The organism is Shewanella sp. 10N.7 (assembly GCF_020806285.1).
GTDB classification, from domain to species: Bacteria; Pseudomonadota; Gammaproteobacteria; order Enterobacterales; family Shewanellaceae; genus Shewanella; species Shewanella electrodiphila.
Genome location: NZ_JAJGZS010000002.1, coordinates 235677 through 246504 on the forward strand (window position 1 = coordinate 235677; position 10828 = coordinate 246504).

Annotated in this window: 8 protein-coding genes; all 8 read right to left on the reverse strand. The window is 38.0% G+C overall.

All coding sequences use genetic code 11. The features are described 5' to 3' along the window. Nucleotide 1 precedes the first annotated feature (1 nt). Entirely contained in the window at nucleotides 2–406 is a 405-nt protein-coding gene (locus LMH66_RS02940; RefSeq protein WP_102528588.1) for an ExbD/TolR family protein, read from the reverse strand. A 14-nt stretch (nucleotides 407–420) separates the two neighbouring features. Next, nucleotides 421–948, reverse strand: coding sequence for a MotA/TolQ/ExbB proton channel family protein (locus tag LMH66_RS02945; RefSeq protein WP_102528589.1), 528 nt, complete (start codon nucleotides 946–948; stop codon nucleotides 421–423). Continuing rightward, complete coding sequence (locus LMH66_RS02950) at nucleotides 948–2303, reverse strand: MotA/TolQ/ExbB proton channel family protein (RefSeq protein ID WP_102528590.1); 1356 nt, start codon at nucleotides 2301–2303, stop codon at nucleotides 948–950. The genes LMH66_RS02945 and LMH66_RS02950 overlap by 1 nt, the downstream gene beginning before the upstream one ends. Continuing rightward, nucleotides 2303–3085, reverse strand: a complete 783-nt coding sequence (locus tag LMH66_RS02955; RefSeq protein ID WP_102528591.1) for a DUF3450 domain-containing protein — start codon at nucleotides 3083–3085, stop codon at nucleotides 2303–2305. Before LMH66_RS02955 ends, LMH66_RS02950 begins: the two co-directional genes overlap by 1 nt. 602 nt (nucleotides 3086–3687) lie before the next feature. Further along, nucleotides 3688–4863 carry a DUF547 domain-containing protein gene (locus LMH66_RS02960; RefSeq protein ID WP_229368453.1) on the reverse strand — a complete coding sequence of 392 codons (1176 nt, stop codon included), beginning with the start codon at nucleotides 4861–4863 and terminating at the stop codon, nucleotides 3688–3690. A gap of 78 nt (nucleotides 4864–4941) precedes the next feature. Further along, nucleotides 4942–7794 (reverse strand): TonB-dependent receptor domain-containing protein, encoded by a 2853-nt coding sequence (locus LMH66_RS02965; protein WP_229368455.1) that lies wholly within the window; start codon nucleotides 7792–7794, stop codon nucleotides 4942–4944. A 444-nt stretch (nucleotides 7795–8238) separates the two neighbouring features. Then, a complete protein-coding gene (locus tag LMH66_RS02970) occupies nucleotides 8239–9426 on the reverse strand; it encodes a porin (protein WP_229368457.1) in 1188 nt (395 codons plus the stop codon). 223 nt (nucleotides 9427–9649) lie between these two features. After that, the gene (locus tag LMH66_RS02975) at nucleotides 9650–10783 is read right to left on the reverse strand and encodes a DNA polymerase II (protein WP_324295148.1); all 1134 of its coding nucleotides are present in this window, start codon (nucleotides 10781–10783) and stop codon (nucleotides 9650–9652) included. Nucleotides 10784–10828: the final 45 nt, after the last annotated feature.

Genomic DNA, 10828 nt, shown 5'->3' on the forward strand with positions numbered 1-10828 from the left:
ATTAGTCTTTCCCCGCTGAAATCGAAATTTTATCGATACCCGCTTTCTTAACGTTGTCCATAACCTTAACTACAAGGCCATGCTCGGCTTCTTGGTCTGCTTCGATTAATACAGCCGCTTCAGGTGATTCAGCTAACATACGTTCTACGTTTGCTGTTACACGCTCGATGTCAACCTGACGGTTTTCCATCTTAATTACGCCTGTCTTACTCACACCAATAAAGATGTTTGCAGATTTCTGTTGTGTCGCTGTAGAAGCTTCAGGTTTCTTATAATCAAGACCTGAAGGCTTAATGAACGAAGTCGTCACAATAAAGAAGATAAGCATAATGAACACGATATCTAGCATCGGAGTCATATCTACTTGTGCTTCTTCTTCTACATTTAAATGCTTTTTACGTGCCATTTTAAATACTCTCTCTAGTGGTGTGGCAAGCTATCTTTAAGCTTTTCGAGACTGATTTTCATTTTTGCATCTAATCGAGTGCTAAAAAATACACCAGATAATGCTGCAACCATTCCTGCCATTGTCGGCATGGTTGCCATTGAAATACCAGCCGCCATCATACGAGCGTTACTCGTACCATGAACTGCCATCACATCGAACACTGCAATCATTCCGGTTACGGTACCAAGTAGACCAATCATAGGACAGATGGCTACCAAGGTTTTGATCATCAGCATACGAGCATTCATATCTTGTTTTGCTTGGGACATCCAAGCTTCACGGATACGGTGCGCATACCAAGAGGTTGAATCCTCTCGATTATTCCATAAGTTAATAATACCTTTATGCTCTTTTGGTGCTACCCAATTGACATACCAAAAGCGCTCTAGCATCAATACCCACATTAGGAATAGTACAGCCGCTACCAGCCAGAGGATATCTCCTCCGGTGGCCATGAAGCCCCTGACAGAGTCCCAAACATCCATCAGGATTAGCATCATTAGTCAGCCCTCTTCTCAGCATGCTCTGCAATAATACCAGCGCTTTGCTCTTCAAGAACTTGAACCACTGTTTTACTACGTGCTACTACGATTGCATGCATAAGCATTAATGGTAGTGCAGCAACTAGACCTTGAACAGTTGTCATCAATGCCATTGAAATACCACCAGCCATTAAGCGTGGGTCACCTGTACCGAACAATTGAATTGTTTGGAAGGTTGCAATCATACCCGTTACTGTACCTAGTAGACCCATCATTGGAGCGATAGCTGCTAGTACTTTAATGATTGAGATACGAGCTTCAAGAGCAGGTGTTTCTTTCAAAATTGCTTCGTCAAGTTTCAACTCAAGTGTTTCAACATCAACATCTTTGTTCTCTTGGTAAACCTTAAGAACACGACCTAATGCATTGTTACCTGGATTATTGATATCTTTACGTTGCGCTTTAACTTTAGCACCAACAACATATAGCGTTACTAGACGTTCAATCGAAATTAAAGCACCAAGAACAAGTAAGCCAATAATGATGTAACCAATTGGTCCACCCGCTTCAATACGTTCTTCGATTGTCGCTTTTTGAGTGAATACGCTAAGTAATACGCCACGTGCAGGGTCAACGAATAATTTTTCGTAACCTGAAGTTGCACTAGTGAATGACTTAACACTTGAAACCTGAGCGCCACCCGGTTGTTGTGATAGTTGTTGAATTAAACCAAGGTCTGCGTTGTAAACAACATATTGACCGTCAGCTAATAAGTTATATGCACCAACACGAATAACAGAGGTGTTCTGAACACTACCGTCTAAACCTGTAACGTCTGCATCAAAACTAACAACTTTGCCAGATTCAACCATTTCGAAAAGCTGTGCTTCCCAAAACTGCTCTAGTTCGTTAATTTTAGGTAATTCTTTACGAGCACCTAGTTCTGCAATAAATGCATCACGACCTGGGAACTGTGCAGTAATGTTAGATGAAACTAACTTACCAGCAAAATCACCGGCTTCACCTTTAACAACACCAAACATTTCGCCTAAATCACCAGAAGCAATCTTACGATCTTCTTCTAGTTGGGCAATTTTACGTTCGTTGTCAGTAAAAGCTTGAGCTAAATCTTTACCACGTTGAGTTTCAGCAGCTAAAGCTGATTTTTCACGTTTTAAAAGAGCCGCTTTATCGCCACGCTCATTCAAAAACTCTGCTTCACGCTTTTTGTTTGTTTTACTTGCGTTTGCACGATCTGTTTGTACTTGTTTCAACAATTGTTCAATCGTCTTTGGTGCATCAGCAGCACTAACCATTCCAGACGTTAGTGACAGAGTTGCAGCAACGATTGCTGTAGTAATAAACTTTTTCATTATTGCGCAGCCTCCGCAGCAGGGATTGGTAAGGCGAATAGATCAGGAGCACCTTGACCACGAGCCTGTTTAATTGCTTTGCTTAAGTTACGAAGATAGCTATCTTCTAACTTATCCCAGCTTTTAGAATCTTCGTTATACATCCAAGCCGACTTTTGATCTTGGCTTTGAGCATATAAACTTACTCGACCGAAATTTAAGAAATCAACTAGGATTTCTTTACCGTCAAGTTCTAATTGGCCTGTTTCTGCAATAAGTTTTGAACCGTATTCACGTTCAATATTGTATGCATCAAGGATTAAACGGTACTTTTCAGCTAATGTAACTTCAGCACTGTTTAATGTATCTTTTAAGCGTTGAACACGAGTTTCACGCGCTTCAAGATTGAATGGTAGGTCTAAAGCAATGAATTGCTCTAGTGCATCAACCATTTTAAACATTAAAGGAACAACACCTTGTCTAAGAGCATCAACACCGTCGATATCATCTTGAATTAGTTTCATAGTTGCTTCTTGATCTGCAACTAAGCCTGCAACGTAATCGTTGTATGATTTAAGAGACTCACGTTCATCAGCAACTGAGCCATACTCAAATAGCATGTCTTGTGCTTGATCAAAATATTTGTCTACTTTGTTTTGCGACGCAGCAGCATCTGTATGAATCTTAGTATCTGCTTTTTGTACATCGCTTAGAGGATCTGCAATCACGAAGTTGCTGCTAGCTAATGCAAGCGCGCCAACAAGTGCAGTAGCGATTTTTGTTCTATTGCTTACCTTGGACATAGTTCCCAACCAATTTATAGTGAATTAGAAAGCTTAACTAATGAGTAACAACCAAGATTAATTTGTTAATCTTTGTTGCTGCTACTAAGTCTATCTTTCTCTTGTGATTGTTAGTTTTTTCTTCCCTATTCTATACCTGCTAAGGCATAGACCCGCTCGCATCATTTCACAATATGTTGACCTGTGTCAACAATTGAGAACATCAAAACAGCCATAAAGAAGTGTTTCATTTAAACTCACTACTGAAAGCTCAATTTATACACATATCAAAAAGGTTCTTACTTTGAGAAATAGATTAGAAATATCCAGTAAGCTCAAAATCACTTCAACAGGAGTAAATATCATCTCATCACATTAATAAAATGGCTCAGTACGCCAATAATATAAATGGAAAAATGTGTAATGGATAAACTCTCTTCGAATAAACATGCAGTTTAATCTTATTTATCCTTTCAAAATAAATATAAAAGTAAAGACAATTACCACAAGTAGTAAGGATTACCTCGGTAATAAAATAAACATCAACAATGATAAAATCACCTATTCAGAACATAAAAAAATGGCTGAACAAATTCAGCCATTTTGATAAAAACAAATTATCTCTATTGTTCTTCAGTCTTAATGTCAGTTATTGTTACTTCACCAGCATTCTCTAATCGAATCTCATCAACTTTCATCAACATTTCAATTTGTTCAGGTGAAAAACGACCATAAGTAACACCTCTGTCAGAATAGACTTCAGCAGCTAGCCCTAAGGTCGGAGATGATGCATTAGGAACCCCTTCTCCTTTTCCGCCAGAAGTGATGCCAACAGAATCCATTAATGCTGCGCTATTTGCTGCACTGGACATACCTCGACTTTTCTGAGATTTATAAAGGTCAGTTATTTTCCAATCATTAATATTTGGTTTAAGCGTCGGGCCTTCTCTTAAATAATTACTCATTGTTCCATGAATATATTTACTTAAATGTGCAGTTAAGTCTGATTGGAACTCTGGAAAGTACTTCTCTTTTCTCTCATAGAGACTTGAAACTCTAAAGGTACTTTTTCCTTGGGAGTAAGTGCCTCGATTAGAGTTAATGAATTCACTAGCATTAGACCTTAAATTCTGATAAACATTTCGGGAGGTAAAAGCATTTTTACGAATGCTTGGTCCTCCTACATTTCCCTGGTACATACCGTATATGATTATTGGGTTAGCATCATAATTTTTAAATAATATTTCATTTTCAATATCATTTAAACTTAGTTCAACACCCTCAATAGTCAGAGTTTTCTTTGAAAATATAGTTTCATCATCTTCAAATTCATCATCTATTTTCTTTATTGGGTACATGTCAATTAGCTCAATTAACACGGTCAAATTATACAAATTTAACCAATAAGCTAATTGTTCATCTCGATTAAGCTTACTTAATGAAACCTCACTAGGGACAGTTTCAAGACTTTTCTGAATATTTTCTAATAATACTTGATTATCATCATCTTGAAATTGTTCATAAAAAAAACGGTTTCCCTCTAAAGCTGTTAATTTATTAATCCTTACCTTCATTCTTGTGCCAATAGAGGCATTAGATTCTTTAGCTTTAGCTCTAGTTGACTGCCCAACAGCGAGTACGCTGGCTTTCAATACCGCATCGTAATCATCATATAAAATTTCAATGTTTGAATTTGCATCGTATTTAGAGAACTTGTCAGAAATCTCACTCGCTATAACACCTGTGCAAGTTAACAGTGCAACATTTAAACACATTAATTGAGTTGTTATTTTTTTCATAATTGAATCCATTCGAATTTGAAATAAAAATGGCCTCATAAGAGGCCATTTATCAATGAAAATATTTATACAATAATTTTAGAACTTCAATGTTGCACTTGCATGTAAGTAACGACCTAACGTGTCATAGAAACCAGAAACTTGGTTACCATTTGACGCTAGTGTATTACCAACCATTGGAGGCTCTTTATCAAGAAGGTTATTAACACCTGCTTGTAAAGATAAATTATCAGTGATGTAGAATGTACCGATTAAATCAAAGTAGTTTTGAGCATCGATACCATCAGCGACTAAAGTATCTACTGGGTTAGTTGATGTGTAATCAACTTCGCCATAGTAGCGCCATTTAGCAGTAGCCATCCACCAAGTGTCCATACCATAGCTAATAGAAAGGTTATGTCTCCACTTAGGTTGAGCAAAACAATCTACACTAATATTACCTGAACACTCGTAAGTTAGCTCATCAAGACCTGATACAGGCTCAACTTCTTTCTTGATGTTATAACTACCAATTAATTTCGTAGATAAAGTACCACCAAATAAATCTGTAACATGGTTAGCACTTAAATCAACACCCTGCCAATGACGACCACCAAGATTAGAAGTTAGGTTGTTTACGAAACCAGTTTCACCAATCCATAAACTACCTGCAGCACTACGATTCACACTATCACAGAATAAATTATCATTAATACAGGCATCTAATGATAGTTGAGCACCTGGTGTACCAATTACATCTGTAACTTCAATATCCCAGTAATCAAGAGCAAAGCCAAGACTATCAAATGGCTGACCAACTAAACCTACCGTATAAGTATCAGCCGTTTCTGGTTTAACTTCAGGGTTACCACCACCAAATTGGTTGTATTGACCCGCTGGTGAAGCAGAGATATTACCGTATTGCGCTGCAGTTACACCAGAGCGAGCACAAGCTTCTGCTGATGCAGATGGAGTTGTTCCAGTACATGGATCATCACCACTCCACAAACCTACACTTTGTGCTGAGAATAACTCGGCAACATTTGGAGCACGGATTGCACGGTTATAACTACCACGTACTTTCCAGTTTTCGAGTACACCCCAATCAATACCGACTTTGTAAGTAGGCTCTTTACCTGAAGTACTGTAATCAGAGTAACGACCACCTAATTCTAAAATTAGGCTATCAACTAAGAATACATCTTCAACTAAAGGAATACTTAATTCACCAAATATTTCATTAACATCATATCCACCGTTCAGGCTTGGCGTTGGACCACCCTGACCAAGTAGTAAACCTTTTTCGAAAACTTCATCAGAAAGTCTATCGAATTCAACTTCTCTTCTTTCGAAACCTAATACTGCAGCAATTGGGTTTTCAGAGGTCGGTAAAGCAAAATCAAACTCACCAGTTACGAATGCGTTGTAAACTACTTGAGTAGTTACACCTGAAAGCATTGCTGTACCAGTTAACTGACCTGCAGCCTCTTCTGTTACGCCATTATAAGTAAATACTTCATAAGGAATACATTCATCAGTACATTCATCAGAACCGATTGCGCCGATTGCAGTACCGATACGAGGGCCAAAGAAATCATTTACATAGCCAGCTCGTGAGCTTGTTTGACCGTGTACATAACTTACATCGTACGACCAATTATCATTAATGTAACCGTCAGCACCGACTACGATACGGAAAGAGTTATGTTCTAGTAATGAAGCACGAGGGCCGCCCTCTACGTTACGTTTACCAATATATGCAACGAATTGATCATCAGCACCGATACCGAAAGCATCTTGTAATTGTGTTTTTTGGCCATCGCTTAATAAAGGATTATTAAAATCTAAAAGATATTCTTCGTTAAAGAATGTACCAGACTCAGCAATTTGAGCATTGGTGTTATCATTCATGTACGAAACTTCTAAATATGGGTGGAAGTTTTCGTTTACTTCATAATCAACAAATGCACCCATAGTGTAACGTTCATCAGGGCGTTGAAAATGGTTAACCGGAGCATAGTTATAACGGTTTGTTCCATCATCTGGAGTGAAACCATTATTTTCGTTTAAGCCCCAAAAAAGCTCATTAGTGTAATCAACTGCACCATCTACAACTGGGTAGAAGAAGAAGTTTGGAACAACAGCGTTAGCAGAACCACCACAAGAAGTACCAGCACCATTCAATGCACAAGAAGAGTAATCACGTGAACCTTGTAGTAACTCATCTGTCTTTTTCCAAGTAGCGTAAACAGTTGCATGACCTTTACCATCAGCAAAAGAACTACCCATAGTCACATCGATATTAAAAGTTTTACCATCAATACCAGAGCTACCTGTAGGGTATTCAAAATTTCTATCATCCATTAAACCTTGGATGTAGCTGTTATCATTATCATGCTGATAACCAGAAGCACCAACATTTACTTGGAAACCTTCAAATTCATCATTCATTACAAAGTTAACAACACCCGCAACAGCGTCAGCACCGTAAGTAGATGAACCACCACCAGTTAATACTTCAACACGTTTGATTAACGCAGCAGGAATTTGGTTAACATCAGGAGATTGTGAGTAAACACCACCTGACGGCAAACGACGACCATTTACAAGAACTAGAGTACGGTTAGCACCCAAACCACGTAAATCAAGTGTCGCGGTACCAGAAGCGCCGTTTGATGAAAGTGAGTTTTCTGATGTTTCGATCTGAGGCAGGTTATTCATAATGTCTTCGACATTGGTAAAACCGGCTAATTTAATATCTTCAGCTGTTGTAATATGAACTGGAGTAGAGGTTTCAATATCTGTACGTTTAATACGTGAACCTGTTACTTCGATACGTTCAACTTTAGCGCCTTCTTCAGCAGCAAAAGCTACCGGTGAACTAAGTGCTGCCGCAGCTGCACCGCTAATCATTGCTAGACGCACTGATTTCGCTAATAAATTCTTATGCATTGTCAATCTCCCTGGACTTATATCTTTCTTATTTTTCCAACTGAACAAAATCAAGTTGGTGAATGTGTGCGAGTTACACCGCTACTACATTTCAAGAGCAATAAAATCACAAATAAAACATTTATTCAACATATGTTTCATTAACATAACGAGAGATTGAGGCATTAATGCAGTTGATCTGTTCAAATATATGAACACAAACAGAGTTATACTCTGCAACACCCACTCAACCATTTGAAAATAAACAATTAAATTAATCACCATCAAAAACGCTTAATGTTAAAAATTTGTTTCTAACTGGTTCTTTTTTAAGCTCTAATAAGTAGAAGATATGCCTAATAAAAGCACAAAGCATGTACAAGTAATTAACATTTGTTGTTGCGTTCATAAAAAAAAGGCCAAAAAAAACACCCTTAAGAGGGTGTTTTTTCATTTAATAAGGTACTAAAGAGTGTAACGAATACCGAAACCAATTCCGTCATCGTCAGATAACTTCATTGCAGCTTCTTCACTTCCACTAAAGTCGCTGTTATCAACACGACCTTCTAAGTAGATGACTGTATTAGCATCCCAGATGTAATGTAGGCCAGCAACTGTGAATTGACGCTTAAACGTATCACCGTTGTAATCTGCTTTATATTCATCACCAGCATCTAAGATGTTGTATGAAAGGAACGCACGAATGTTGTTATCAAAACGGTATGATAAAAGCGTTTCCACGCCATAAGCTTTTGAAATCAGACGACCTAGGTTATCTGTATCATGGAATTCTTGTTTGCTGTAGTTAGCCGCTGCGTATAGGCCTTCAGCATCCCAACCACCGTAAGTTAAACCGAAGCCATAAATGATATCAGTTTCTTTGATTTTTTCATTTTCAACTGTAGAACCTTTAAACTCACCTACGTTAGCACCTGCAGTAACAACAAAGTTGTCAGTGGCTTGGTAAGTTAATGCTAAGCCATAAGTGTTGTTATAATCAATTGTCGCAACAGTCTGTTGAGCACTGATCATTGGAGATGCAGGAGGTTGACCATCAATGGTACCATCAGCAGTAACTTCAAACTCATCTTGTTTTAGTTGAGCTTGAACTGCAAAACTAAAATCACCGAATGCATTACGGTATTGAACCGTTTTGTCACCACGACCAGTTCCGTTTACAGAACCATCACCTTTGTTGTATGTGTAAGTACCAGAAGCATCACCATCCCATACAAAGCCGTAGTTAGTGTTGTAAACAACGTCGTACCATGCGCCCCACTGTTTACCAACAGTTAACGTACCGTAAGTGTCATGATTCACACCAACATAACCTAAACGATTAGAAAGGAAGTCACCGTTTTCATATGAAAGTTGGTCGTTATTATAAATAATTTCACTGTCACCAAATGGATTAACTCCCCACTCTAATTTAGCAAATGCATTCCAGCCGTCGCCCATTTGACGATCAAAGCCGAAATTAATGCGTGATGCACCATTGACCACTTCTGTTGTGTCTTGACCATGATATACACGTGCATCAATAAAGCCGCCAATTTCTACAGAGTTTTTGCTATCTTTGTAGATTTCAATTGCTGAAGCTGTTGGTACGAACATCACTGCTGCCAGTGTCGAAGCGATTAAAGTCTTTTTCATTAAACTAAACCTTCCCATTTTATTTTCATCATAATTTCTGATAACAGTCCATTTTGTTTGTATTATCCTTTCATCAAAGGCTAGCATGCTGAAATATATCAAAACAAAGAAATGCGTGCTTTTTACGCCTGAATAAACTAAAACAACACATCAAACAGCACAATCAACTACCAAACCACTCAAAAATAGTAACGATTTACCACAAATGCAATATTAAGTAACACTAAATTAACATCATCTGATTACTGCTTAGACTTTCAAACCCTTCTCCAAGTAACGCTAAAACAGGTTCAGCAATCGGTTTTATCTGTTTTTCAACATAATATTGATAATCAATTTTTTCACCGGTAGCCTTTATGGGCTGAGCGCCATTTAATGTCATACGGTATTCAATCATAGTGCCCCGCTTGCCCGCTTTATCATTTCCTGTTAATTGACAAAGTCTAATCGCAGCTTTTACATGAGGTGACGATTTCGCAGTGTATTCTTCAACATGTCTTTTTAATCTTTTTCTAAATATAAGTTCATCATCCAATTTACCGTCATCAAGATCTTGCAGCTCTTGTTGCAAATACGCCTTCACGTCACCTTTAGTAAAAAGTAAAAAATACAAGCGATATTGAATCCTTCTCGCAACAGGGCTCCAATCACTTCGCACCTGCTCCATTCCTTTAAAGGTAAGTTCCATTTGTCCTTCTTTATCTTCTGTTGCGCCTACATAACGTTTTTTACTACCCGCATCAGAGCCTCTTAAAGTCGGCATCACAAATTGATTAAAATGACTTTCAAATTCTAACTCAAGATAGCTCTCAATTCGGTATTGCTCCTTACAGGTTTTCGTCCACTTGTCAGTGACCATTTTTGCAAGTTTATTTCCTAACTTGGCGATATCTTCAATTTGATGATGTTGACCAAGCCAAACAAAAGTTGAATCAGTATCGCCATAAATTACTTTATAACCTTCTGCTTCAATCCATGTTTTAGTTTGCTTCATTATCTGATGGCCACGCATCGTAATTGAGCTTGCGAGTTTTGCATCATGAAACACACAACCTTTAGAGCCTAAAACCCCATATAAAGAGTTCATGATTATCTTAATAGCTTGAGAAAGAGGTTTATCATGATTAAGTTTAGCTAACTCTCTTTGCACAGCGAGCTGAGCAATAAGTTTTGGTAAAATGGGATTGTCACGACTAAATTGAGCCTCTAAAAAACCTGGGACCGTATGCTCCTTAAGTTGATTTTCCGCTTCTATTAATCCTTTGGGGTCGATTAAGAAAGTACGAATAATTGAAGGGTATAAACTTTTAAAATCGAGAACTAATACATCCTTATAAAAACCAGGAATAGAGTCCATCTGATGTGGTCAAGTAAATCTGTACACGCTTAGGGGAGTTATTAT

Bases quoted from the DNA above. Each gene is read 5' to 3' on its own strand.
- LMH66_RS02940 (WP_102528588.1), bottom strand. From the start codon at position 406: ATGGCACGTAAAAAGCATTTAAATGTAGAAGAAGAAGCACAAGTAGAT.
- LMH66_RS02945 (WP_102528589.1), bottom strand. From the start codon at position 948: ATGATGCTAATCCTGATGGATGTTTGGGACTCTGTCAGGGGCTTCATG.
- LMH66_RS02950 (WP_102528590.1), bottom strand. From the start codon at position 2,303: ATGAAAAAGTTTATTACTACAGCAATCGTTGCTGCAACTCTGTCACTA.
- LMH66_RS02955 (WP_102528591.1), bottom strand. From the start codon at position 3,085: ATGTCCAAGGTAAGCAATAGAACAAAAATCGCTACTGCACTTGTTGGC.
- LMH66_RS02960 (WP_229368453.1), bottom strand. From the start codon at position 4,863: ATGAAAAAAATAACAACTCAATTAATGTGTTTAAATGTTGCACTGTTA.
- LMH66_RS02965 (WP_229368455.1), bottom strand. From the start codon at position 7,794: ATGCATAAGAATTTATTAGCGAAATCAGTGCGTCTAGCAATGATTAGC.
- LMH66_RS02970 (WP_229368457.1), bottom strand. From the start codon at position 9,426: ATGAAAAAGACTTTAATCGCTTCGACACTGGCAGCAGTGATGTTCGTA.
- LMH66_RS02975 (WP_324295148.1), bottom strand. From the start codon at position 10,783: ATGGACTCTATTCCTGGTTTTTATAAGGATGTATTAGTTCTCGATTTT.